The 23,441-nt window shown below is 52.6% G+C and carries 22 protein-coding genes; all 22 read right to left on the reverse strand.

Annotated elements, in window-relative coordinates:
• Window positions 1–18: 18 nt before the first annotated feature.
• The 22 genes from BN3795_RS18565 to BN3795_RS18665 all read right to left on the reverse strand — a co-directional run bounded on the left by BN3795_RS18565 (window position 19) and on the right by BN3795_RS18665 (window position 23,429).
• A complete protein-coding gene (locus BN3795_RS18565; RefSeq protein WP_068786188.1) occupies window positions 19–498 on the reverse strand; it encodes a DinB family protein in 480 nt (159 codons plus the stop codon).
• Window positions 499–551: 53 nt separating this feature from the next.
• Window positions 552–959, reverse strand: a complete 408-nt coding sequence (locus BN3795_RS18570) for a GNAT family N-acetyltransferase (RefSeq protein ID WP_068786189.1) — start codon at window positions 957–959, stop codon at window positions 552–554.
• Between the two features lie 55 nt (window positions 960–1,014).
• Window positions 1,015–1,455 carry an aminoglycoside 6'-N-acetyltransferase gene (gene aac(6'), locus BN3795_RS18575; RefSeq protein WP_068786190.1) on the reverse strand — a complete coding sequence of 147 codons (441 nt, stop codon included), beginning with the start codon at window positions 1,453–1,455 and terminating at the stop codon, window positions 1,015–1,017.
• A gap of 71 nt (window positions 1,456–1,526) precedes the next feature.
• Entirely contained in the window at window positions 1,527–2,069 is a 543-nt protein-coding gene (locus BN3795_RS18580; protein WP_068786191.1) for a histidine phosphatase family protein, read from the reverse strand.
• 13 nt (window positions 2,070–2,082) lie between these two features.
• A complete protein-coding gene (locus tag BN3795_RS18585) occupies window positions 2,083–2,466 on the reverse strand; it encodes a nuclear transport factor 2 family protein (protein ID WP_068786192.1) in 384 nt (127 codons plus the stop codon).
• 399 nt (window positions 2,467–2,865) lie between these two features.
• Window positions 2,866–3,108, reverse strand: a complete 243-nt coding sequence (locus tag BN3795_RS18590; RefSeq protein WP_068786193.1) for a hypothetical protein — start codon at window positions 3,106–3,108, stop codon at window positions 2,866–2,868.
• Between the two features lie 167 nt (window positions 3,109–3,275).
• On the reverse strand, window positions 3,276–3,605 hold the full coding sequence (locus tag BN3795_RS18595; protein WP_198524765.1) for a hypothetical protein: 330 nt from the start codon (window positions 3,603–3,605) through the stop codon (window positions 3,276–3,278).
• 146 nt (window positions 3,606–3,751) lie between these two features.
• A complete protein-coding gene (locus BN3795_RS18600) occupies window positions 3,752–4,012 on the reverse strand; it encodes a helix-turn-helix domain-containing protein (RefSeq protein ID WP_068786195.1) in 261 nt (86 codons plus the stop codon).
• Window positions 4,013–4,026: 14 nt separating this feature from the next.
• Window positions 4,027–5,034, reverse strand: coding sequence for a hypothetical protein (locus BN3795_RS18605; protein ID WP_068786196.1), 1,008 nt, complete (start codon window positions 5,032–5,034; stop codon window positions 4,027–4,029).
• 201 nt (window positions 5,035–5,235) lie between these two features.
• A complete protein-coding gene (helD, locus tag BN3795_RS18610) occupies window positions 5,236–7,599 on the reverse strand; it encodes an RNA polymerase recycling motor HelD (RefSeq protein WP_068786197.1) in 2,364 nt (787 codons plus the stop codon).
• A gap of 231 nt (window positions 7,600–7,830) precedes the next feature.
• Window positions 7,831–8,316: a nitroreductase family protein gene (locus BN3795_RS18615; protein WP_068786237.1), complete on the reverse strand. Its 486-nt coding sequence runs from the start codon at window positions 8,314–8,316 to the stop codon at window positions 7,831–7,833.
• A 254-nt stretch (window positions 8,317–8,570) separates the two neighbouring features.
• The gene (locus tag BN3795_RS25640; RefSeq protein WP_198524766.1) at window positions 8,571–8,741 is read right to left on the reverse strand and encodes a hypothetical protein; all 171 of its coding nucleotides are present in this window, start codon (window positions 8,739–8,741) and stop codon (window positions 8,571–8,573) included.
• Window positions 8,742–8,839: 98 nt separating this feature from the next.
• Window positions 8,840–9,598, reverse strand: a complete 759-nt coding sequence (locus BN3795_RS18620; protein ID WP_068786198.1) for an SDR family oxidoreductase — start codon at window positions 9,596–9,598, stop codon at window positions 8,840–8,842.
• Between the two features lie 231 nt (window positions 9,599–9,829).
• The gene (locus BN3795_RS18625; RefSeq protein ID WP_068786199.1) at window positions 9,830–10,870 is read right to left on the reverse strand and encodes a glycoside hydrolase family 88/105 protein; all 1,041 of its coding nucleotides are present in this window, start codon (window positions 10,868–10,870) and stop codon (window positions 9,830–9,832) included.
• 23 nt (window positions 10,871–10,893) lie between these two features.
• Window positions 10,894–12,534, reverse strand: a complete 1,641-nt coding sequence (locus BN3795_RS18630; protein ID WP_068786200.1) for a type 2 periplasmic-binding domain-containing protein — start codon at window positions 12,532–12,534, stop codon at window positions 10,894–10,896.
• A gap of 28 nt (window positions 12,535–12,562) precedes the next feature.
• Window positions 12,563–13,462 carry a carbohydrate ABC transporter permease gene (locus BN3795_RS18635; protein ID WP_068786201.1) on the reverse strand — a complete coding sequence of 300 codons (900 nt, stop codon included), beginning with the start codon at window positions 13,460–13,462 and terminating at the stop codon, window positions 12,563–12,565.
• Between the two features lie 15 nt (window positions 13,463–13,477).
• Window positions 13,478–14,440, reverse strand: coding sequence for an ABC transporter permease (locus BN3795_RS18640; RefSeq protein WP_068786202.1), 963 nt, complete (start codon window positions 14,438–14,440; stop codon window positions 13,478–13,480).
• Window positions 14,441–14,692: 252 nt separating this feature from the next.
• Window positions 14,693–16,966 carry a helix-turn-helix domain-containing protein gene (locus BN3795_RS18645; RefSeq protein ID WP_068786238.1) on the reverse strand — a complete coding sequence of 758 codons (2,274 nt, stop codon included), beginning with the start codon at window positions 16,964–16,966 and terminating at the stop codon, window positions 14,693–14,695.
• Window positions 16,967–17,163: 197 nt separating this feature from the next.
• Entirely contained in the window at window positions 17,164–18,777 is a 1,614-nt protein-coding gene (locus BN3795_RS18650) for a response regulator (RefSeq protein ID WP_068786203.1), read from the reverse strand.
• Window positions 18,752–20,671: a cache domain-containing sensor histidine kinase gene (locus BN3795_RS18655; protein WP_068786204.1), complete on the reverse strand. Its 1,920-nt coding sequence runs from the start codon at window positions 20,669–20,671 to the stop codon at window positions 18,752–18,754. The genes BN3795_RS18650 and BN3795_RS18655 overlap by 26 nt, the downstream gene beginning before the upstream one ends.
• 70 nt (window positions 20,672–20,741) lie before the next feature.
• Window positions 20,742–22,424: an extracellular solute-binding protein gene (locus tag BN3795_RS18660; protein WP_068786205.1), complete on the reverse strand. Its 1,683-nt coding sequence runs from the start codon at window positions 22,422–22,424 to the stop codon at window positions 20,742–20,744.
• 114 nt (window positions 22,425–22,538) lie between these two features.
• Window positions 22,539–23,429: a carbohydrate ABC transporter permease gene (locus BN3795_RS18665; protein ID WP_068786206.1), complete on the reverse strand. Its 891-nt coding sequence runs from the start codon at window positions 23,427–23,429 to the stop codon at window positions 22,539–22,541.
• Window positions 23,430–23,441: the final 12 nt, after the last annotated feature.

Genomic DNA, 23,441 nt, shown 5'->3' on the forward strand with positions numbered 1-23,441 from the left:
CGTAAATTCATATAAAGCTTATTCAGCAAATAATCCCCTGCCGATTAAATTGGCCGTCACCGGCTTCTTGCCCATTTCTCGAGACCATACGGATAATTGACCGATATGGTGGATCTCGTGGGCGATCACATGCCGCATCACTTCGCCGTAGGTGTGGGCTTCCCGTTCTCCGTCATCCGTAATATCGATCATTACGCAATCTTCCAAGCTATCCTTCCAATCATAAATAAATGGAGCAAGTTCCTCATGACAGCGGTCGGAAAAAGCTTTGACCTGAGATAAGCTGGCCACTTCCTCGAAAGAAGGGATATGGACGGTTTTTCCTTGTATCCCTCCAACGATCCAGCCATACTCAACCGCCACAATGTGATACAGCGTAGGGAGGATGCAGCCAAGGCCCCCTGTGCGCTTCTTCATCAATTCGTCCTCGCTTACCGATTCGCACCAGTCGAACCAATCCCTGCGGACCTGCCAGTTATACTCGAATAATTTCAGCATCTCGGAACCTCCTTCATAAGCGATGATCACATTCTTTGTCCCACTACCAAATCTTAGTATAGTTTTTTGCACAAAATCACTTCAAGCGGAGCCTGCTCCTGCAACAAACACCCGACATCCACATACCCTAGCCTCCGGTAGAAATGCTGCGCGTCCTCATTGGATTGGGTCGAGGTCATTACCGTCTGAAATCCCTGCTCTTTCATTTGCTCCTCCCAGTGCAAGACGGCCTGTTTGCCGAAGCCCCGCCCCCGATAAGGATCGTCAATCCAGATCAGGTTCATAAACGGCGTGTTATCCCAAAAATAACCGAACCTCATCCAGCCGATCTCTTGGTCGGCTTCCCGAAGGATGTAAATCTCTTTCGCCATGACTTTAACCGGAATCAGCGGCTGGGCGATATGTTTGTCCCTTTCGGCGATGTAACGGATGTCTGTTTCGGTTGCGAAATCGATGTTCATTTTAGCCCCCCTGTCAGATAGAACGCGGGTCATCCCCGGATCATTCCCCATTGGGTTATTCAATCTCCTTAATAAACGCTACGATTCTTCCGGCTTCCTTAAATCCGATCTTCTGGTGGAACGCTTGGCTTACCTGGTTGTACCAACCTGTATCCGATCCCAACTCTTTACATCCCTTAGACTTCGCCCACACTTCCCCCGCCTCTACCAGTTTCCTGGAGACGCCTTGGTTTCTATGATTCTCGTCAACGTAGATTCCTTCCACATACCCGACGGGACTTGAGCTGGAGCCTTCAACATAATCAAAACGAAGGGACATATGCAAGAAACCGATATAGCGATCATCCATGGCAGCCAGATAGACCTTGTCTTTCTCGGATGTGAGCAATTCTTCGAACTCACTCCGCAGCTCCGCCCATTCATGTTCCGGCCAAAGCTTCAACGCGAAATGGGTTACGGCATCTAAATTGGTTTGATTGGCTTGCTCAATCCTCATTTAAATTCCCCCCGTTAAGATGTGGACGAGATCCCGCAGCCGTGGACCGGGCCCCAGCCAAGTCAAACGGTTCATTTCCACAGACGCCTGATTTCCCGGCGTTTATCGCCGAAGCAACTAAGCTCATACACATCTGGATTCGAAAGACGGCTCCACGCCTCGAACCCAAATGAATCATCCTCATATTTCAAAATCAGGGACATCAGATTTCCGTGTGTCACCACAACGAGATTCTCCCCCGGCTGCTCCATAAGGTCTTCGATCGCGGCGACTCCGCGGATCATTGCCTCGCGGGAGGATTCTCCTCCTGGCAGCTTGAGATCGAGGTCATCAAATGATCTCCTTAAGTGATCCATCCAGTCGGGCAAATCAGCGGAAGATAAAACCCGCTCACAGAGTCGATCATCCATTTGGATGGGTAAACCTGCTCGCTCGGCCAGCGGACGAATCGTAGCGATTGCCCTTCGGTAAGGGCTGGCGACAATTCGATCGATAGATCGGTCACCGAACAAATCGGCCAAATGCCTCGCTTGAAGATGCCCCTCTTCCGTAAGTTCAGCCGTGGGCTCCTGGCCCCGTGCCTTACCATGCCGTATGAGGTAAATACGCTTCATGATCTCCCCCTGCTTAGGAGTAAGGATGGAATTTATCCCTCTTCATCTCGTATTCGTTCAGTTCTACAATACGACCGTCTCGGAAATATACAATACTAGCCCCGTCCCATTCATATTCGATCCCTTCAAACACACATTTGAAGGTCCATTCTACAAAGGCGACCCGCGTCTCGGAATCAAATCCGATCCGGTGAATGTTCCAATAGTCTACCTTGTTTCCGTTTTCATTCCATTCCGTAAACCATCGGTCCAGTTCGTGTTTTCCTTGAATAACAGCCCCCGTGCATTCTCTAACCATCGCCTCTTCATGGACGGTGCGCGCAAACTTCTCGTAGTTTTGCTCCACCCAGGACTCAAAATATAACGTGATCAATTCAACGGCTTGATTCTTGTTCATGGAAATCTTCCTCCTTACGGCCTTGGCCGAGTCATTGAAACTCTATTCACATATAAACAATCGAGAATCCTCGTCGCCTTCAAGTTCAATTCCTCCACCAATTATACCATGACCTTCCATCATTGAAAAGAACATTTGTTCGCTATTTATCCCCCTATATCGCAAGACAGTAAATCGTACTGACCATTAAGCAGGGATAAACAAAAGCCAAATCCAAACATTTCTGTTCTTTTTAATTGGATATCCATGTGATGAATTCCCGAAGATAACGATACCGACAATTCATTACTGAAAGAGACGTATCCGAATTTTCGAGATAGTCTTGCCTCCGATACCGACGCGGGGAGAAATCGATGTAAATTGAAGTTCCCGTTCTCTTCGCAGGCCACACGACCGTAATCATGAAGGAACCATTCCGTTATTCAACGGGTCGGCAATTCGAAACGCCAAGCCGCAATAGCTCGTTTCATCCGAACCGACATAGACGTCAATGCTTCCCTCAGAAATAGACAAATGCGGGAGGATGGCCAATCCATTCAGGCACAGACTTTCTACTCCCCGCCAGTTCTTAACGGAGGCCTCAGCCTGATCCTGTAAAATGAACTCACTCCCTTTTGTTACATCAACTTGGAAATCACTCATTACTAGCAGCTCCTTCAAAATCGTATTCGTTCGGTATGTACGATTGGCTGGCATTACTTACATACGAAGCGCCCTAACCAGAGATAGCTCTTATCTTAGGCTGGGCGCTTGTTGTCACTATATTTTATAGTTAAAGGATGATCATCTTGTTAATCCATTCACCGGCACTAACGATCCCCTTGGTTAATGGAAGATACACTTCGCTCAAGATAACCGAGGCGACCAACATTAGAAGTAGAATTCTTGGATATTTCTTCCGTATACAACGAACCGTTTGATATAAACACAGCACTAATAAAGGAATCGTGATCAGGGATGTAATATGCCAACCCAACCGCCCTTCCTTCGCCCAGCTCCCCACTCCAATGAAATCCAAGAAGCTGTCCAGCAAGGAGTATCCGTACAAATGGTTGCTTCCCAATATCAACAACACAAAAAATGCCGTCATCCATAGCCAGCCATAATTTTCCCGATGACCCTGCTTCAAAATCCAACACCTTCCGTCATCTTATTAGTCCCCTGGAACGAAGAATCAGAACGAACGATCCCATCCCATTCGTCCGACGCTCACATTCCTACTTCCCTTAGTATATATTAAAAAAGAACCCCTGCCAAAAGCAGAGGTCTATTCCTGACGAGTCAATTATTCCACCATCAGCTTCGCTTTGATCTCCGGGACCGACATCCCTTCGGAACGCAGTTGTTTGATCCGCGAGATTCGTTCCACCGTCTCTTCCCGCCGGTACCGACGCGTCAGATTCTCCTCAGCTTGCTCGAACGGCAACATGCCTTCCTCCGTGTAGAACTTCAAGGTGCTATATCGGGTAGCCGTCAACCTCGCCAGTTCGCCGATCGTGACGAACTCCGAAGCTTGAATGGCTTCCATGGATCGTTGTCTGGACATGGGGCAGGACTCCTTTAGATCGGGCGTTTCGGAAGCAGCCGCACCCCTTGGATCGGCACTCGCACCGTCACGAAATGCGGAACCGCTTCATAAACCAGATTGTCGATTTTGATCATGGGGATCTCCCCGTCCTTCAGGACGGTAAATACATGGCCCTGCACTTCAAGCCGCTCTTTGACGGCCTCCAGCCGTTGCTTGGAGTTGGAGAACCACGCCTCCGTCTCGATAAATACCGCCTGCGATCGGTCCAGCAAAGGAAACAAGAACAGCATGCCGGTGCCGACCGTAGTGCGGACGAACGATTTTTTCATGCGTAGTGCATTCTTCACCCCGAATTCCCATCCCCGGTAGATTCGTATTGGAAAGATCGTATGGGCCAACGGATCGCTTAGGTCCAGCTCGTTCATTCTTGTCGCCACAAGGTCCAGTTCATTCCGCGAAAAGAGGTCCGGCAAGCAGCCGCTTTCCCGCAGCAGCCACAAGAGGCAAACCGCATCGTCGCTGATCGGCCCCTCCTCCAGGATTTCCGCCCGGAACCCCTCCGTAATCCTCGTATATTCTTGGATCGGGCAGCGGTACTCTTTGATCGTGACGCCCGCCGACTCGTAATACATATCGCACCCGAGCAAATTCGGGATCTCTTCCATCATTCCCAGATCTGAAAGGGACTTCGCCATGACGAGTTCGAAACGGTCCATTGTCCGTTTGGGCAGCGAGGAGGCCTGCTTTAACCACCACGGCAGCTGAAGTTGACGGCCACGCACTTTCGACCCGACCGGCTTCAAGATCGCTTCCCGGTAAGCCAAATCCCCGCTCGATGCATTCCTCCCCGGAACCGGTGCATTCTCGATCTTGCCATTCGCAGCGGTTAACCCTCCTTCCAGGTTTACCTCCAGAATGACCGCCGCCGCCATCACGCGGAGCGAGATTTTCTTCACGGTCGTCATCATGTTGCTTCGCTGCGCATTCAGCGCGATCATCGAGAACCGCTGGGCCAAGGTAAGCTCCTTCAATTCTGCCATCGCCAAACTCCCCTATCGTTCTGGAATCGAGTGACCTCCACCAACCAGAATGTCACTCCCGAACTTCCTGCTTCCAACTTTACGCTAATCACTTATCACTTATTACTTACTACTTACGACTTACTATTTACAACATATTCCTTTTGGAACGTTTTGTCAATTGGGAAATCGCGTATTTTCGAATGGCCTTACTTCCCTTGCTTATTTAACCAATACAAGCCCCTGGTTGATCGCCGGTTCCAGAAACGGACTGGTCGCCCCGACGCTGAACAGGTGCAAATGGTGCATCGCCCGGGTACAGGCGGTATAAAACAGTCGCCGCACGCTCTCCTCACCATAGGACTGTGCCGAAGCATCGTAAATAAGCACCGCATCGAACTCAATGCCTTTGGCCAAATAGGCCGGAATGACCACCACGCCTTGCTTGTATTCGATCGAATCGCGGGTGACCAGCTTGAGCTCGGCCATACGTTCCCCACTCAAAGCCGCATAGGCAACTGCGCTTTCCGCTGCCGAACGGCAAACGATGGCGATCGTATTCACCCCGCGCGCCCTCAGATCGGCAATGCTATGTTCAAGACGGCGGTGCAGCGCGTCAACGTCGGTCAATTTGATCAACGTTGGCCTCTCCCCGTCCCGCTCGAACGGCTCGATGCTTTCGCCGTCAGGGATCAGGCTTCGCGTAAACTCCACGATCGGCCGGGTCGACCGATAGCTGCGGCGCAAGTGAATCGTCTCGGTGGCCTCCGGTCCGTATAGCCGGATCAGCCCTTGAAAATCCGCCGTACCGGCGGCGTGGGCGAAGATCGCCTGATGGAAATCGCCGAGGACCGTCAGCTTCGCAGCCGGAAACAGCCTTTTGATAAACTCGAACTGAAGCGGAGAGTAATCCTGCGCCTCATCGATCAAAACATGGCGGATGGATACGTTCGTCTGGAACCCCAGAATGAACTCCTGCAACAGCAGAAATGGAGTTGCATCCTCATACAGCAACTTCCCCTTGTCCAGGTTCTGCAACGTGAGGCGGCAAATATCCGGCCAGGCTTCCTGCAGTTCCGGCGCCTCTGCTTCCATCCCGGAGCCTGTACGGATGATCGGCAGTTCAAAGAACTGCTTATACACCCCGGCCAGATCGATGAACCGCAGCTCGCGGATCTGTTCCCGCACCGGCTTCAGCTTCTTGCGCACGATCATTCGTGCCAGCTCTCTGGATAATCGTTCACCTTCAATCTCTTCGTCCGAATCCTCGGTGAGCCCGTGTTTCTTGTGAATTCGCTCATAGGCCCGTTCGTATTGTTCGTTGCTGAGCAGCTCGATGGCATCCTGCACCCAGGACTTGCGGCGCTCCTGCTTCTCGATTTCGGCGATCCGTTCATTCAACCATGTCATCAGCCGTTCGATTCGCCCGGAGAATCGCAGAGATGCGTCTCCGCCGTAGAACTGCTCTGCCATTTCTTCAACCGATACCACCGCCTCTCCCCGGAACTGCAGAGGGCGGAATCGCATGCCGCCTTGCTCCAGAGATGAACGGTAAGCCTGAATCGCCTCGAAAAAAGACGCCGACGCCTTGAACCGAATCGCCGCCATTCGCGCCGGGTAATCCGGGGCCCCGTTTGCCGTCAGCACATATTCCAGCTGCGCGTAAGCATCCTCAACTTCGAACAGCCCGCCAAGCCGGTGATCCAGGTATTCCTGGAACGTCACCTGCTGCATATTTTCCTCGCCAAGCTCGGGAAGCACGCCGGATACGTAGGTCTGGAACATCGCGTTCGGTGAAAATAATACGATCTGGTCTGCCGTCATTCGTTCGCGGTATCTGTACAGCAAATAAGCGATCCGCTGCAAAGCGGCCGAGGTCTTTCCGCTGCCGGCAGCACCTTGCACGATGAGCAGCCGGGCGCGGTCATGCCGGATGATCCGGTTTTGCTCCTGCTGGATCGTAGCCACAATGCTGCGCATCTGCGAATTCGCAGTTTGGCCCAGCACCTGCTGGAGCACCTCGTCTCCAATCGTCAGCGAGGTGTCAAACATCGATTCAATCCGCCCGCGGCGAATGAGATATTGCCATTTCCGCTCCAATTCCCCGCGTATCGTCCCTCCGGGCGTAACGTACTCCGCCGGGCCCGGGGCATAATCGTAATACACGCTGGAGATCGGAGCCCGCCAATCGTAGATCAGAAACTTCTCCCCGCTTGGATCCATCAAAGAAGAGACGCCGATATAAACCCGCTCCGTCTCCGGCTCGCCTTCTTCAGCGAAATCAATCCGCCCGAAGTAAGGATTCTCCTGCATTCGAAGCAGCGCCGCTCGGCGTTTGGAAGCTTGGCGATGGCTGCTTTGGCTTAGCGACAACACCTCGGCTTGCTGGCGTAAACTGATGACCGTTTCCAGAAAGTCGTCAAAGTTATCCAAATTCACCGTGACGTCTTCCCAGAAATGCTTGCGGAATTCAACAACCTCATTCCTGCGGCGCGAGGTATCCTCTTCCAGATCACCGATGCTCTCCGAAAGCACCTCCATCACACGGTCCAACCGTTCCTGCTCCCGCTTTAGCTCTTTATCCATCAGCAGCACTCCTTTCGCAAAAATGGGGGTTGACGCGAAGTGATTTTTTCTGTACAATAAAATTAGGAAAGGTATACTTTATTGAACAAACCTCGACGCATGCTATTCAACTATAGCATGCTTTTAGCCGTTTATCAATAAGTAACATACAAAGCCGCGTCCCTCTTATTTAAGGAGAAACGCGGCTTTTTTATCCATCGATGGTATTCTTCAACTACGTCATCCGCCGATTTACGGCAGCGTTTGGATTTTCTCTCCGATCGGCGTTCTAGGCTTTGCCGCCGGTACTTCCGCCGGGTACCCGATGCCGAATACCCCGATTACCTCGTAGCCCTCCGACACACCAAGAAGCTCCCGGTTGTGGGGCAAGCCGCCGATGGACGACCAGAACGTGCCAACACCCGCTGCATGGGCGGCTAGCTGGAAATTTTGCGCGAAGCAAGCGGCTGCCATCACATTCTCGTCACGTTCAATTCCGGTAGCTCCGGGTTTGGACAATAGCGCGAGAACAACGGGAGCCCCCCAGAAATCGCTCTTGTGCTTCAGCTTCGCCCGCGTTTCCGGCCCGATGCGAAGCAGCTCCCACGGTTCGTTGCCGCGATGGTTCGGGGCGAAGCTTGCCGCTTCGAGCCAACTCATCAACGCCCCTTCGTCGATCGGGTCCGGTTTAAACGCCTTGATATTTCTTCGGCTTTTGATTAGGTCCATCGTGCTCATGCTCATCCGTATCGGCCTCCCTTAACTCAAACAAATGGATCAGTTCTTGAATCATTTCATGAATCCGCTGATTGCCGGCTTGATAGCGTCGTATTCGGTTAAACCAGGCTGCTGCCGAATGCCGAAACGCTCGGCGCTTTCAAATGTATACAGTCACACCGGGATTGTCAAGTTGAACCCTCCGCAGACAAGCAAAAGAAGACAGCCTCTGCCTTCAAAAGGTCTGTCTTCTCTGCTGTCCGTCCATTCAACCGTCAGTACAGCCGTTCCTCACCGGTAACCGGGTTTTGAAACGCCGATTCGATATCGCTGTTCGTCAACTCTTCGGCAAACTCCGTATCTTCGGCCGATTTTGACGTCTCCGTCCGCTTGGCTTTCCGTGCCTTCTCCTGATCTTCTTCCTGAGATTCCGATTCCTTCGTCATCGCCTAGCTGCACTCTCCTTTCCATGCGTCAATCCTGCTTGCTTAGGCGTTAGGGTACGGTTCAGGTCCGCTTTTTATGCAATCCATCAAGCATCCGCTTAATAAGCCGTCCAGCCGGCGTCTGCCGTTATCGTCGTACCGTTCACGAAGCTTGAATCCTCGGAGGCCAGGAACAAGGCCAACTTCGCGATTTCCTCCGGTTCGCCGATGCCGGGATTCATCCCCATGCCCGCTTGCGCACGTTCCATCCCAAAGGCATTCACCGCCGTCAGGGTCGCTCCAATATTCGTTTGAACCGCACCCGGCGCGATGGCATTGCAGCGGATGCCAAGGGTCGCATATTGGAATCCAACGTTCTTCGTGAGTCCGATAACCGCATGCTTGGAAGCGGTATATGCCGCCCCGGCGCGGGAACCAAACAACCCCCCGATCGAAGCGATGTTCACAATCACCCCGGCTTTTTTCTCCGTAAAAATCGGCAGTGTCTTGCGAATCGTTCGCATCGGCCCCGTCGTATTCACGGCAAATACTTTGTCCCACAGCTCGTCGGTCACATCGGCGGCCGGAACAAAGTTATCCATAATCCCCGCGTTATTGATCAGGATGTCCACGGTACCATAACGGTCAACCGCTCCATCGATCAATCGCTGCACCTCTTCCTCAACGGCAACGTTGGCCGTAATTGCCATAGCCGCTCCGCCCTTGCTTTCGATGTCTTGAGCAACCTTCCCGGCCTGCTCCAGGTTCAGGTCGGACACGACGACCTTCGCCCCCTCTGCCGCAAACAACTCCGCAATCGCCTTCCCCATTCCCGATGCTGCCCCGGTGACCACTGCTACTTTTCCTTCAAGTTTCATCGTGTACCCTCCATTTTTTATGATCCTCTGTACTTGTGCCTGGATCTGCTTCATGCCTTCCGGGCGGTACGAGAAGATTGATGCGTTGTCCCCGCATGAGCTTCACCACGCATATTCGGTTATGATTTTAGATCATGTTGCCCGAACCGCCGAATATTATACAGTGAGCCTGGCGGTCGACCGGCAGGCTCGGAATTCAAGTTAATCGGCATGAACTCAACCGCTGCTTTTTTATGAACGTGACAATTGCTCGTTCTCGATCACGGCGGCCAGCAGCGCGAGCGTCAGCCCTTGCCCCCAGCCTTGCGCCCATTTCCGGTCCACCTGGAGATACCCTTCGATATCCTTCATCACCGCCGTCCCGCCCGATACGTTCAGGACCCGCCCGTTCCCGGAGAGGTTCGCCAGCACCCCGTCCAGCGCTTTCTGTACATATTTCGCGTGCAGCGGATTGCCCTGGGTGATCATCGCCGCCGCGATCCCCGCCGTAGCGGACACTTCGCCGTAAGCTCCCGGATAATCCAAGACGGTCCCCCACAGGCCGTCCTCATGCTGCAGCTTCTTCAACGCGGCAAGCTGATCGCGCAAGGAGCTCCAAATGTGCATCATCGGCGGATATAAGTAGGCTTCCGGCAATCCCTTGGCCGCCCGGGCCATCGTATACGCTGCCCAAGCGTTGGCGCGCGCCCAATAGATGCCGGACATATGATCCTGGCTGAGATGATTGTAGCCGTGGTACCACAGGCCCGTGTCCTCGCTTTGCAGATAGTTGATATGCCAGTAGAACTGATGGAGCGCATCGTCGATCCAAGGCTTCTCCCCCAGCAGCACTCCGGTGCGCAGCATGAAATACGCCGCCATAAACAACGTATCGGCCCAGCATTGCTCGGGGAAGTCATTCCCCGCCGACACGGTATGCTGCAGCACCCGATCCCCGAAGCGGGGAGCTTGGTTCTGCAGGTAATCGATTTTGCTCAGGATCAGATCGAGATACTTCTGCTCCTTCGTTTGTTCGTACAAGGTGATCAGCATATGTCCCATCGCGCAGGTGTTTACCGTCCAGACCGGGAGCCCCGCCTCGATGTACTCCTCACACCACTGTATCATCCGTTCCACGTAGGCCGATTCCCCGGTCGCTTCAAATACCCGGCTGATCCCGTAGTAAGCCACGCCGCACGGCCAATCCCAGGTCAGATCCATTTCGAAGGTGTACTCCACGACTCGCTCGATGATCGGCTTCAGCTCGGAAGGGGCCAAATTCAGCCTCAACATCTCCATCCTCCTCGCGTTTGCCTCTATTTGTAGTTCCCGGCATCAATCGCCGCCTGCTTCTCGTCGAGAATTTCCTGATACCCTGCCTCAAGGTAGGTTTTCTTGGCCGCTTCGTACGTAGCGTCGAACTCGCTCTCCGGCGCGATCGCAGTCTTGACATACAGCTCCTGGAACAGCGAATTCAGGTCGGCCTTGTATTCGTTCACCTTCTCAAGCACCACACTGTACAACGCATCCGGCGAACGGTATTCCGCATACTTGTCATAGAAAGCCAATGAATCCCGGGCCAACTGCTCATATCCCGGCGGCGACATGCTGCGCAGATAAGCTTCCCGCATCTTCTTCGGATCCTCGTATTTCACGGTTTCGACGACGAGGCACCAGTAATCCTTGTTGTTGTTTTGCGAGAGTACCGACTCCCCTGTGAAGTTCGCGGTTTTTACGGCGATGCCGTCGGCATCCAGCGTATAGTTTTCGCCTTCGACGCCATTTTGCAGGAAGAACAGGTTCTCCGGCTGGCTCATCCATTCCAGATACATCCAGACGGCAGCGCGTTCCATCTCGCTGGACTCATAATTGATGCCCATAATCATCCCGAACGGCCAGTAGGCGCGTCCTTGCGGCTTCCGTCCTTCCGGCACACCGGCCAGAGTATCCAGCACCGCGAACTGGGCATCCGGATTGTTCTTCAGCGTCGAGGTGATCACATCGGTATTGCTGGAAAGATAGAAGCTGAAGGTCCCGGTTTTCCCTGCCACAAATTCGGCCTTGGCTTTGTTCTCATCATCGCGCAGATAAAACTCTTTGTCGATCAAGCCCTTGTTATACTGATCATTCAAATTGCGCAGGTAACGTTCGGTGTCGGACGTGGTCAGATCCGCAACCCCCAGATCGGAATAGAGGGCGCGATATTTCTCGTCGATCGGCCAGTCGCGGAACGCATAGTTAAACGTGTAGTTGTTCTTCTTCAACGTTTCCCCGCCGACGCCAAGCCCTGCTTCCTTCCACTTGGCCAGCAGCTCGTTATATTTTTCGAGGGAGGTCAGATCCTCCACCTTCATACCCACCTTCTCGACCCAATCCTTGCGGATCAGCGTGGTGAAGCTGTCCAGACTGGGGCGCTCGCCGAAGAAAAACACGTTTTTCTTATCGACCGACCCGTACTGCTTCAGGGTGTCCCCCATCGTTTTCCAATACGTTGGCGCATAATGCGCGATTTCATCCAGATCGAGCTCCTGCATGACGCCCTCCCCGTAGTAAGCCAAAGCCTGGGGCATATCATAATGGAAAATAATATCCGGGGCCTTATGCGACGCCAGCAGCTGCTCATAATCCGTCACTTCGTTGCTGCGGGTAATCGGAATGAACTTCACGGTTACGTTATACTTATCGCCGAATTCCTGTTGAATCCAGCGCGTATAGTAGTTGTCGGTGACGTTCCAGCCTTCGAAAGCCCTTTCATAAACCGGAAGCTCCAGCGTCACCTTCTCGGGGAAGCCGGCTGAATAATCAGCATACTTGCCGTCCGCGCTCTTGTTAACGGAAGGTGACGGTTCCTCCGAGCCGTTGTTCGAATTCGCACTTTGACCGCTGCCGCCCGTACAGCTCGACAATAAACCTGCAAGGATCACAGAGATCAGGATCCAGGTGAACTTATTGCCCATTTTTTCAATTCCCCCTTATCGATTTGAACTACTCCTTAACGGCCCCCAGCATCACCCCCTGGACAAAATATTTCTGAATAAAAGGATATACGCACAGGATCGGCAGGGTGGCGAATACGACGCACGAGGCTTTCAGGACCTCGGGATTGCTTAGTGAAACCTGCGTAGCCTCCAGTTGGAAACTTTCGCTCGCCTGAATGACGAGATAATACAATTTAAGCTGGAGCGGCCGCAGGTCCACCCGTTGCTTAATGTAAAACAGCGCGTCTTGATAGGCGTTCCAGCGGCCTACGGCATAGAACAGCGACAACGTGGCCAGAATCGGCTTGGAGAGCGGAAGGACGATGCTCCACAGGATGCGAAAGTGCCCCGCGCCGTCGATGCGCGCCGATTCCTCAAGACTGACCGGGATGCTGCTGGAAATCGCCGTCTTCATGATCAGCAAGTTAAACGCGCTGAACGCCTGCGGCAGAATGAGCGCCGACCACGTATCCAGCATGCCGAGTTGGCTGATCAGCATGTACTCGGGAATGATCCCGCCGGTGAAATACAAAGTGAACATGAAGAGGAACGTCAGCGTGGTCCGGCCTTTCAACTGCTTGCGCGACAACGGATAAGCCGCACAGATCGTGATGATCATCCCGAGCACCGTGAACAGAATCGTAACCACCACCGATACGTACAAGGAGCGCAAGATGCTGGCGTCGGCAAAAATTTTGCTATACGCCTCTAACGTAAACCCCTCCGGCCACAGAAACACTTTGTTCGCGATCACAAAGGCATCCTCGCTTAACGATTTCGCGACAACGTGAAGAAACGGCAGCAGACATACCAGCGAGGCGAGAATCAACGCGAGATGAATCAGAACGTCCCAGACGTCGTAGCGGGGTTTGCGCCGGAGAGGCAGCGCATTTGCGGATGTTTTCATGATTCGCCTCCTTTCTTAGAGCAGTCCGTCTTCGCCCAGTTTCTTGGCGACCCGGTCGGCCAGCAGGACAAGCGTCAGTCCAATCACAGACTGGAACAAGCCGAGTGCCGTAGCCCGGCTGAAGTTCCCACTCTCGATCCCCCAGCGGTAGACCAGGACCGGAATCGTCGTGGTGAATTCGGTGGTCGCTTTATTTTGCAGAGCAAAAATCCGCTCGAACGAGCCTTCCATCACCCGGCCTAAATTCATGATGAGCAGCGTGACGATGGTTGCGCGAATCGAGGGCAGCGTCACATTCCACATCCTCCGCCACCTCCCGGCTCCGTCCACGGTCGCCGCCTCGTACAGCTCCGGGTTGATGCCGCTCATGGCCGCCAGATAAATGATGGTTCCCCAGCCCATGCTCTGCCAGATGCCAATGGCTAGATAGCTGATCAGCCAATTCGTATCTTCCTGCAGAAACGGGACCCGCTTGCCGCCCATCATCGCTATCAGATTGTTGATGACCCCGTTGCTTTCGCTTAGCAGTTGGTAGGCGATCGCTCCAATGATGATCCAGGAGAGAAAGTGCGGCAGATAAAGCAGCGTCTGATTGATCCGTTTGAATTTGACGTTCTTGATCTCATTGAGCAGTACTGCAAGAAGTACGGGGATCGTGAAGCTAAAGACCAGGTCGAGACTATTGAGCAGAAGGGTGTTGCGGACGGCGCGGCCAAAGTCATGCTTGCCGAAGATCTCGGCAAAGACCTCGAAGCCCACCCATTCGCTGCCCCAGAACCCCCGAGCGATTTTGTAATCCTTAAAGGCGAGCACCAGTCCGGACATCGGCGCGTATTTGAACACCAGGACAAAGGACAACGGAATCAACAGCAGCAAATACAGTTCCCAGTCCCGCCGGAAATGGAACGCGGCCCCTCGGCCTAACGGCGGATCCGACCTCAGTTTAGATCCTGGTTCTGAAGCGCTTTCAATTTTCATAGTCTTCACTTCCTCCAGTCTGGTCTGACTCGGTTCCATCCCGGCAAATCGGCAATGGCGAGTTTGTGTCACATCATACCCCGCGTCCCATCCGCCGTAAATCCTGAGTTTTGATCCTGCCTATCACTTTTGATCGTTCTGGGTGTGAAATAAGGGGCGGACAGGCGCAAACCATCAATAGTGATCTGTTGAAGCAAAAATGAAGCTGCTTCCTCCGGCCCTAGCCGAAGCAAAAGCAGCTTCATTTCATTCCTAACCCGAGCTCCGCAGCTTGCTGGCTTTATAACTGCTCGGCGGCATCCCTTCGTATTTCCGGAAAAAACGGTTAAAACTCTGCACGTTAACGTACCCCACTTCGGCTGCGATCTGTTTCACCGTCATTCCGGATTCCAGCAGCAGGCCCTTTGCTTTCTCTATCCGCCGCATATTTATGTAGTCGATGAGGCTCGTTCCCGTCATCTCATAAACGATCTTGCGCATGTATGAATAACTGATGCCAATTTCTTTCGCCATATCCTCGAAGACAATCTCTTCGTCATAATGCGCATCCAGGTAACGGAGAATCCGCTCTCCATGTCCCGCTTCGTTCTCCGGTCTCAGCGCCAGAAACTGAAGGATGTCGCGGTAGAACTCGCGCATGTAGGTGTCCAGCTCATCCAATGTATCCATCGACGCAATGGCGGAATAGATATTGCCCCGTCCGGCAAAAATTCGCGTTGGGCTGATTGGCTTCTCTCGAAGGTGCTTGATCGTGACGCCGATCAACTGGTGATAAATGAACATGATATTGTCGTAGGAAATATACGGAGCAGATTGAATTTCCCGGCGAATCACGATCAATTCGTCCAGCAGCCGCTTCTGATCTCCCGCCTCCAGGTAGTTCAAAATACGCCTTTCGCTATCCGAAGGGTAAAGATAATGTTTGCCGCGCTCATCTTCCTCTCGCCAGAAGGAGATCCCGCCGCTGCCGCCAACCATGCGCTGCTTGATGACTTCCATCGCCTCTGCCGCCCGATCCCGAAGATCGGTGCACCCCGTTGTTCGGCTGCTGACGCCTACGGTCACGGTATGGCCCAGCAAATCTCCCGCATATTGGCTCAGCGTCTCAAGCGATCGCTTGATTCCTTCGTACCCGTTATCGGTTTCCCCTTGTCCAAAGTTAATCACTACGGCGAAGCAGCCCTCGCCTTGGTACACGCACCGCGCCATGACGCCTGGAGGAAATAAAGTTTCACTATGCGTAACGATCAGATACCGGTGATAGCTCCGAGTTTCCGGGTTCGTCGAGTTTACATATCTTCGGTATCGGTCGATCGAGAGAACCGCAACCAGAGAATACGCCTCAGGAAACAACTCCGCAGCCGGCTGCACCTCTTCCCCCCGCAGCAAGCGATGAACGGCCAAGCTTCGGGCATCCTGCTCCCGTTCCCGCAGCAGCTTATAGAGCTGCTCCTCCTCCTCTTGCATCCGTTTAAATACGGCATCAAGGAAAGCCAATTCATTCATGCCCGACACTCCCCGGCTGCCGTTGGATCTGACCGTTCTGACCAACCGGCGCACCGGCTTGGACAACCAGGTGGCAAGGAATACGGTCAAGACCGTTCCGGCAAGGATGACGACAGCGGTTAACCACGCGATATTCCGCTGCAGTTTATGCGTTTTGGTCATCAGCGCGTCCATGGAATAGATATTGACGTTCCACCAGTCGAACAACTCGGAACGGGACCACGTGTATAACAACCGCTCCCCTCCAAGCTCGTGGAACGAATATCCCTTCCCCTGAGGGTCATCCAGAATTTGCTGAATATAAGGCTGTCGGCTCCCGTCCGTAAGCAGCAATGCCTTGTCCTGATGCGACAGAATGGTTCCGTCCGCATCCAGCAGCAGGAACCCTTGCTGGCCGGGCTCTGCGGATTGCAGATACGTCCCTATCTGGCTTTCCCGCAAGTTGACGACAATCGTCCCGCGGGTTGTCGTGGATAATCGGTTTAGCGGCAGAACATAAGATACGACCGTCTCCCCGCTCGCCAATCGACGCGGAAACCATACCCCGCTAATTCCTCTGCGCCCGACCAGCGCCTCGTCCATCCAGTTGATCGATTCATACCGATCCAGCGTGGTGATCCCCTTATCGGTCGAAATCACGTAATCCGCGTCATTGAGGTAGAAATAAGAAGATTGCACTCCGTTCACCCGGTGATTCAAATTCACCAGTTCCCGGAGCACGACCAGTGCCTGACTCACATGACTATAATTCTTCTGCAGCTCGGCATAAGTCTCGTACGGGCGAATTCGGTCAAATACCCGGCTGGCGGTTAACCGCACCGTATCCTGGGCCAGGTTGTTTAAGGCGTTCTCGTTCAGTCTTCGGTTCGCATCCTGACCTGCCAGGGAGGAGTCCGCAATCGCCTTCTCCGAATATCGCAATATCTGTGTCCCGCTGAACAACGTCAGAATGATTGCGGGAACCGCCATGACGCAGAACAAGATGACTCCCAGTTGAATCATCATCGGAATCCGTTTCATCTTCCCTTTCATCCCCTCCGAAATGAGCCTTTCCGCAGTTGACTTCTGGGTGCCGGAATAAAGCGCTTACAAAGCGCACTTGGATAAATTATACATCAGTGCCAGGGCACGGTCTATTTGAATCGCTGAAATCTTCATCATTTCCCGGCAACCCAAAAAAGCCCGTACCTGAAGGTACGAGCTATGGCGAATCGGGCTCACTCCCCGTTCGGATGATCGCCGATTCCTGCCGACCTGGCGCTGCCGGCCACCATTTTGTCCCGATACTCCTGCGGCGACACGCCCTCCAGCTCTTTGAAGACGCGGGAGAAATGACGGGTATTCTCGAATCCAACCGCATTGCTGATTTCCGACAACTTCAGAGAACCCATTCCGAGCAGTTCCTTGGCTTTGCGAATTCTTACCTTCTTCAGATAAGTCACAAAGCTCTCGCCGGTATACGCCTTAAATGCCTCGCTGAAATAGGAGTAATTCAGGGATACGTGGTTGCTGACGATCGCCATATTCAACTGCCGGTGGTAGTGGTTCTCGATATAAGCCACCGCTTCTTTCATATCCCCATGCTCACTATGAGCCGACCGGACTTCCTTGATATATTCGTCGAGGTCGGACAACAGCTGCTCGAGCGATCGATAATAGTCGTGAAAATGGCAGAAGTTCGACATATCCCCCACCTTGCGGTACAGCTTCAGGACGTCAACAGAGGCTTCGCCGTACACGCGGAACACTTCATCCAGCACTTGTTCATTCATATGCCGGCTGACCGCCTCCAGGTAGGACATATCCATTTCAGGCAGCTGATCCACTCGAAAAATCTCGTGAAGGAGCGGCCCGATCTCCTTCTCGCGGTTCGTGCCCAGGATATTGCCCAGCTTCCGGATCGCCTCACGCGGCACCGGATAGGACAACCGCTTCATCTGCAGATCCTCATACCAGATCAACCGGGCTTTCGGATAAATAAAGGTATATTTCAACGATTCGCATGCCTGCCGGTAGCACAGGGGCAGATCTGCGAGCTGGCTCCCCTCTTGACTGACACCGATCAGCAACCCGTCAAGATCACGTTCTGCCGCCAGCAGCGACAGGTCCTCGAACTTGCTGCGCGGCCCCCCGACGAGAATCATTCGGCCGTCCAGATCCAGCAAGGAGGCGCTGAGCAACCCGTCCACGTTTTCAAACATATGTTGCGCAAGCGACTTCAAATCCTCTTTCTTCATCCGGCTGCCATCTATGTTCTTGTACGTCAATGCTGCAATCGAGAAGGGGACGGCGTATTGATCGAAACCGATTTCGGAACTCCAGATGTCAAGATTCTCCCCCGCCAATTCCTGCTGCAGCAGGAGCTCCTGCAGGCGCACGGATTGAACCTGCAGCCGGTAGTTCTCCGTCGCGGCCAATTGCTCCACCACTTGAGATCGCTTCGCCAGATTATCCTCGCATCTGCGCAGCGCGGCAAACAGTTCATCCCGGCGAATCGGCTTCAACAGATAGTCGACAGCCTGGTACCGGATCGCCGCCTTGGCATATCTGAAGTCTTCATAACCGCTGAGGATGATGATCTGCGGCCGACCGGTCTGCCCGGCCGGCTGCGGACCTTCCGATACCTTTTCAATCATCGCAATCCCATCCATCACGGGCATGCGGATATCCGTAATGATGATGTCCGCGCCGCGGGCCCGATACAGCTCAAGGGCTTCCGCCCCATGAGCTGCCGTGGTGAGCTCGTATTGACCCGGGAATTCGCGGTCAATCATCGTCTTTAATCCGATGCGGATATTCTTCTCGTCATCCACGATCAATAGTTTTATCATCTGTGCCAACCCTCCCTGTTAACAGCACCTTCGGCATGACCATCACTACCTGCGTGTACTGTCCTTGATCGCTGAATACCTTCAGACCGTATTGTTTACCGTAATATAGCCGAATGCGCTCTTGAACATTGCGAAGGCCAATCCCGTAATGGTTCGACGAATTCGAAACAAAATTCCCGGGAACCTTATCGTTCAAGCCAACTTTCTCCAATTCCAGGTTTAATTCTTGCAGCGTGGTTTCGTTAACCCCTCTGCCGTTGTCCGTAACCACGATTCGAATATCGCTTTGCGGCAATTCAAGAACCTGAATCGAAATATTCCGCGGACCCGCTTCTTCCCCGGTCCAAGCATGCTTCACTGCATTTTCGATCAGGGGCTGCAGCGACATTTTGAGCATTTCCATATCGAGCAGATCTCCCGGAATCTCCAACTGCAGTTCAATCGGTTCATCAAAACGAATATTCATGACTTCGATATAGTTTTCGATGTGGCGAATTTCATCGCGCAGCTTCACGTATTCCCCGGACCATTTGAAGTTATACCGCATCATTCCTCCCAGGGAGGTCAGCGCATCGGAGATTTGCCGTTGGTTTTCAATCTCAGCCAACATCTTAATGTTCTCTAACGTATTATACAGAAAATGAGCATCGATTTGGTTATGCAGCGTGCGGAGTTCCGCTTCCTTCGTGAGTGCCTCCTTGTATACGGCTTGAGCCACCAAGGTATTGATCGTGTTCATCAGCTTGGAGAAATGATGCGCCAGCTCACCGACCTCGCCTCCGCCGCGGATCGTGATCCCGCTGTACGCCTCCCCGCGCCGCACCTTCTTCATCTCTTCCGTCAGCACGCGGAGATTCTTGAGGATAAACGCATTGAGAATATAAGTGATGACCGTAACCAGTGTAATAAATCCGATGTTCGCTCCGATTAAGATATTGCGCATATGTGAAATTTCTTTAAGCACGCCGTCCATGGATACGATATTCAGCAGATCCGCATTGATCCGCTCTATGGGCTTATGCAGCAGCAGAAATGATTTTCCGTTCTCTTTATAATGAATGTTCCATTCTCCCGTTTCCTGATAACGCTTCATACGCTCCCGGATGGCCTGCTCTAACCCAGGGTTCGCTTGAAGGTAGGAGCCCTGTTTCCGGGTGAAAATCTGGGCTTTATTGTCCATCAGCACCATCTGAGAGTCACTGTCCCGAGCAGCCGCGTAGGTTCTCGGGCTGAATTTCTCGAGCAGCATATCCACCTGGACCATTCCGACATGATGGTTGGCCGGGATGCTCATTTCCCGCAGCAGGGACACCTTTGGGGTTGGAGCAGGAGTTTGCCCCTCGTACCGCTCCATGATATCCGGATCATTATACAAGAAAGACCAGGATTCCATGCCCTTCAGTTCCTTCGCCTCCTGATACCACGGCTCGTCCGCCACCCGGCTTTCCCGGAAGAAGATCGGCCAGATTTCGGTGACATTGCTGCTGGAGAACAAGCGCAGATGCTCGACGTTCGGGTTGTAGTATTGAATCCGCGTCAAGTTTTTGAAGCTGTTGTTGCTGAAATCGACCAGTTCTTCCGCGCCGGGCTCGGTCGTATTCGCCAGATAATCCTGAACTTCGATATCGACGTAAGCGACCTGCACCGCCCGCACCATCGATTCAATCTGCGTATCGATATGCTGGACTTCCATCTCCAGCAGCGAGTTGTTCTTCTCCTTGGCATCTCTTACATACATGTTATTGATCGCATCATATGAATAAAAGGACACCAACGCACTGGGGCCCAAAATGATGAAAATATAAGAAGCAATCAGGCGGCTCTGTAGCGAGCGGCGCCCAAACCAATATTTAAATGAATCCCACCATGCTGCCCAAGGTCTGCTTCTCTCCATCTGCTGTGCGACTCCTTTTTATAAACGCCCAAAAGCCCGCGATTCGCGGGCGTTTTTTTGGGCATTACAATTATTGCATGCCAAGTTTCTTCTTATTCTCTTCATACTTCGTTTGTTGGAACGCCTGAACTTTGGCAAGTCCAAGATCTTCTTGCTTCTTGATGTAATCCGCCCAAATCTTATCGAATTCGGCATCGGACGGTGCCATCAGCAGCTTCGGCAAGGTCTTGCTGCGCAAATCTTTGATTTTGCTAAGAATGATGCCTTCTTCCGAGTTGGCCAGCGGATCGATCAAGTCGAATTCAGAGACGCTGATCGTTTTGCCGCGAGTCCAGTCTTCCAATTGTTTGTAAGGTTCCACCGATTCAGGCTGCCATTGCTGGGTGATGTTGGTGTTTTGCATCATCCAGAACGTGAAGGAGGATCCGTATTGTTTATCGAATGCAGCACGGTCTTTATTCATGAGTTCGAAGGCTTCCGGCTTGAATTGGTCTTTGCCGTCAATCGTGTCATAGCTGACGCCTTTTTCACCCAGGTAAAGGTCCTTCTGTCCTTCTTCGCTCATCAAGTAGCTCAGGAATTTAATCGCACGAGCTTTGTCTTTCACATCTTTGGAGATCAAAGTGACCGTCCAGCCGGAGATCGAAGGACCGTTCAGTGTTGGCGGATCCAGTTTGGAGTTGGCAGGACCGTCAACAGCGATATAAATCTTGTTCGGATCTTGTTGGTACAAGGTACCCAGTTGCGCTGCAAAATCCGTGCGTTGGTACAGCATCGCGAAGTAACGTCCTTGCGCGATTTTCTCTTCCATTTGCGCGCGTTTGTCAATGAAGATATCCTTCGCCAGCAAACCTTCTTCGTTGGCTTTACGCAGCGTTTTCAACCAAGCGACATATTCCGGATCGGTTTCGCGGTTGTACAACTTGCCGTCTTTTTGCCGCGGAATCGCCAGGAAGTTCTGCAGATATCCCTCCAGGGAGTCATTGCCGGTAGCCGTGAATTCATGCAAGCCCAGCGGAATCAGCGGTTGGCCGTTGATGTCAGGGAACTTCTCTTGAGCCGCTTTCAGAGCAGCCAGGAAGCCTTCAGGTGTGCGCATGTCAGGGCTGCCGATCGCTTCATAAATATCCTTGCGAACGACGAACGTTTGGTTGGATACATAAGTGTCGCCGTATTTCTCATAGTCTTTCGGAGACGAGGAGGAGTTCGGATAACCGTAGACATTTCCGTCCTCTTGCGTATACCAGCCCAGCTTATCCGGGTCGGCAACTTTGAAGAAATAAGGATCATATTGTTCGGCCAATTTATTTAACGGTTCAACGAGCCCGCCTTCGATCATCTTCTTCACGCCGTCTTCATACCAGCCCAGCGTAACGAAATCAGGCAGCTTGCCGGAAGCGATCAGCGTGTTCAGCTTCTCGTTCTCATTGCCGGCAGGAACGATAAAGTTAAGATTTACGCCGGTTTTCTTCGTTACGTATTGGGAGGTCGGGTCAACGCCCCATTTATTAGGGAACCAGGCAAAGTTCAGGTACCAGTCGAACGTGATCGGAGAAGTATCCGATTTCCACCCCGGTTCGTCAGCCGATGGCGGCGTAGCCGGCTCGCTTGTTTCCTGCTTGTTGTTGGCAGCGGTATTGTTCGCATTTTCCTTGCCGGCATTGCCATTGCCGCCGCAAGCAGCCAGAGACAGGACCATGATGGCCGCCATCAGCAGCATCATCATTTTTTTGGACTTGCTTTTCATGCCCATGCTTTTTTACCCCTTTTCTTGTTTGGTGTGATTCCTATTATGTGCAACTCCAAAGCCGCCGTAAAGCGGCCCGGAGGAGTTACTGCAAGTAAGGTCGGGATCTCTGATCCCGGCTTAGCCCTTGATGGACCCGATCATCATCCCTTTGACGAAATAACGCTGCAGGAACGGATAAGCAAATACGATCGGCAAGGTCGTCACCACCATGGTTGCCAGCTTGATCGATTGCGAAGTGACCGTCTTGGTCACGGCGCTGCCCTGCACGGCTGTCGTCATGATATTGGAGCTGGATTGGGCCACAACCCGATAGAGGAACGTCTGAATCGGCTGCAGGTTCTCGTTGTTGACGTAAATGATCCCCGTAAAGTAGTCATTCCATTGGTATACCCCATGGAACAAGGCAATGGTTGCCAGAACCGGCATCGATACCGGCAGCACAATTCGAATGAAGACCGTCCAATCGTTAGCTCCATCAATTCGGGCCGCTTCCTCCAGGCCATCCGGAATTTCCCGGAAGAAGGTCATAAAGATAATGAGGTCAAAGAAGCTGAACAACACCGGGATAATGTAAACCATAAAATTATCAAGCAGGTGCAAATCCCGGATGAGCAGGAAGGTCGGAATGAGCCCTCCCGAGAAAATCATGGTGATAGTTCCCAGCAGGATGTACAACTTGCCTCCGATCAGTTCTCTGCGGGAGAAAGCGTATGCGACCATCGCTGTAAAGAAAACGTGAGCTGCAACGCCAATGATGGTCTTGGCCACGGTGAGCCCCATCGCGGTCATAATGCCGGGATTGTCGAATACCGCCTTAAAGTTCTCTAAGCTGAACACCCGAGGCCACCAATAAATACCTCCGAGCATGGCGTCTTTTCCATCGTTAAAAGCATTGATCAGCACGTACCAAATCGGATACAGCGTGACGAAGCAGATCAAGAGCATTCCCAGATTATTCAGTGTATCGAAGACGACTTCGCCTTTCGTTCTGCGGCGTAATGAAAACATGTGCAGGTCCCC

The organism is Paenibacillus phocaeensis (assembly GCF_900021165.1).
Taxonomy (GTDB): Bacteria; Bacillota; Bacilli; order Paenibacillales; family Paenibacillaceae; genus Fontibacillus; species Fontibacillus phocaensis.

Coding starts and splice junctions, on each gene's coding strand:
- BN3795_RS18565 (WP_068786188.1), bottom strand. CDS start 498: ATGCTGAAATTATTCGAGTATAACTGGCAGGTCCGCAGGGATTGGTTC.
- BN3795_RS18570 (WP_068786189.1), bottom strand. CDS start 959: ATGAACATCGATTTCGCAACCGAAACAGACATCCGTTACATCGCCGAA.
- BN3795_RS18580 (WP_068786191.1), bottom strand. CDS start 2,069: ATGAAGCGTATTTACCTCATACGGCATGGTAAGGCACGGGGCCAGGAG.
- BN3795_RS18585 (WP_068786192.1), bottom strand. CDS start 2,466: ATGAACAAGAATCAAGCCGTTGAATTGATCACGTTATATTTTGAGTCC.
- BN3795_RS18590 (WP_068786193.1), bottom strand. CDS start 3,108: ATGAGTGATTTCCAAGTTGATGTAACAAAAGGGAGTGAGTTCATTTTA.
- BN3795_RS18600 (WP_068786195.1), bottom strand. CDS start 4,012: ATGTCCAGACAACGATCCATGGAAGCCATTCAAGCTTCGGAGTTCGTC.
- BN3795_RS18605 (WP_068786196.1), bottom strand. CDS start 5,034: ATGGCAGAATTGAAGGAGCTTACCTTGGCCCAGCGGTTCTCGATGATC.
- helD (WP_068786197.1), bottom strand. CDS start 7,599: ATGGATAAAGAGCTAAAGCGGGAGCAGGAACGGTTGGACCGTGTGATG.
- BN3795_RS18615 (WP_068786237.1), bottom strand. CDS start 8,316: ATGAGCACGATGGACCTAATCAAAAGCCGAAGAAATATCAAGGCGTTT.
- BN3795_RS25640 (WP_198524766.1), bottom strand. CDS start 8,741: ATGACGAAGGAATCGGAATCTCAGGAAGAAGATCAGGAGAAGGCACGG.
- BN3795_RS18620 (WP_068786198.1), bottom strand. CDS start 9,598: ATGAAACTTGAAGGAAAAGTAGCAGTGGTCACCGGGGCAGCATCGGGA.
- BN3795_RS18625 (WP_068786199.1), bottom strand. CDS start 10,870: ATGTTGAGGCTGAATTTGGCCCCTTCCGAGCTGAAGCCGATCATCGAG.
- BN3795_RS18630 (WP_068786200.1), bottom strand. CDS start 12,534: ATGGGCAATAAGTTCACCTGGATCCTGATCTCTGTGATCCTTGCAGGT.
- BN3795_RS18635 (WP_068786201.1), bottom strand. CDS start 13,462: ATGAAAACATCCGCAAATGCGCTGCCTCTCCGGCGCAAACCCCGCTAC.
- BN3795_RS18640 (WP_068786202.1), bottom strand. CDS start 14,440: ATGAAAATTGAAAGCGCTTCAGAACCAGGATCTAAACTGAGGTCGGAT.
- BN3795_RS18645 (WP_068786238.1), bottom strand. CDS start 16,966: ATGAAACGGATTCCGATGATGATTCAACTGGGAGTCATCTTGTTCTGC.
- BN3795_RS18650 (WP_068786203.1), bottom strand. CDS start 18,777: ATGATAAAACTATTGATCGTGGATGACGAGAAGAATATCCGCATCGGA.
- BN3795_RS18655 (WP_068786204.1), bottom strand. CDS start 20,671: ATGGAGAGAAGCAGACCTTGGGCAGCATGGTGGGATTCATTTAAATAT.
- BN3795_RS18660 (WP_068786205.1), bottom strand. CDS start 22,424: ATGGGCATGAAAAGCAAGTCCAAAAAAATGATGATGCTGCTGATGGCG.
- BN3795_RS18665 (WP_068786206.1), bottom strand. CDS start 23,429: ATGTTTTCATTACGCCGCAGAACGAAAGGCGAAGTCGTCTTCGATACA.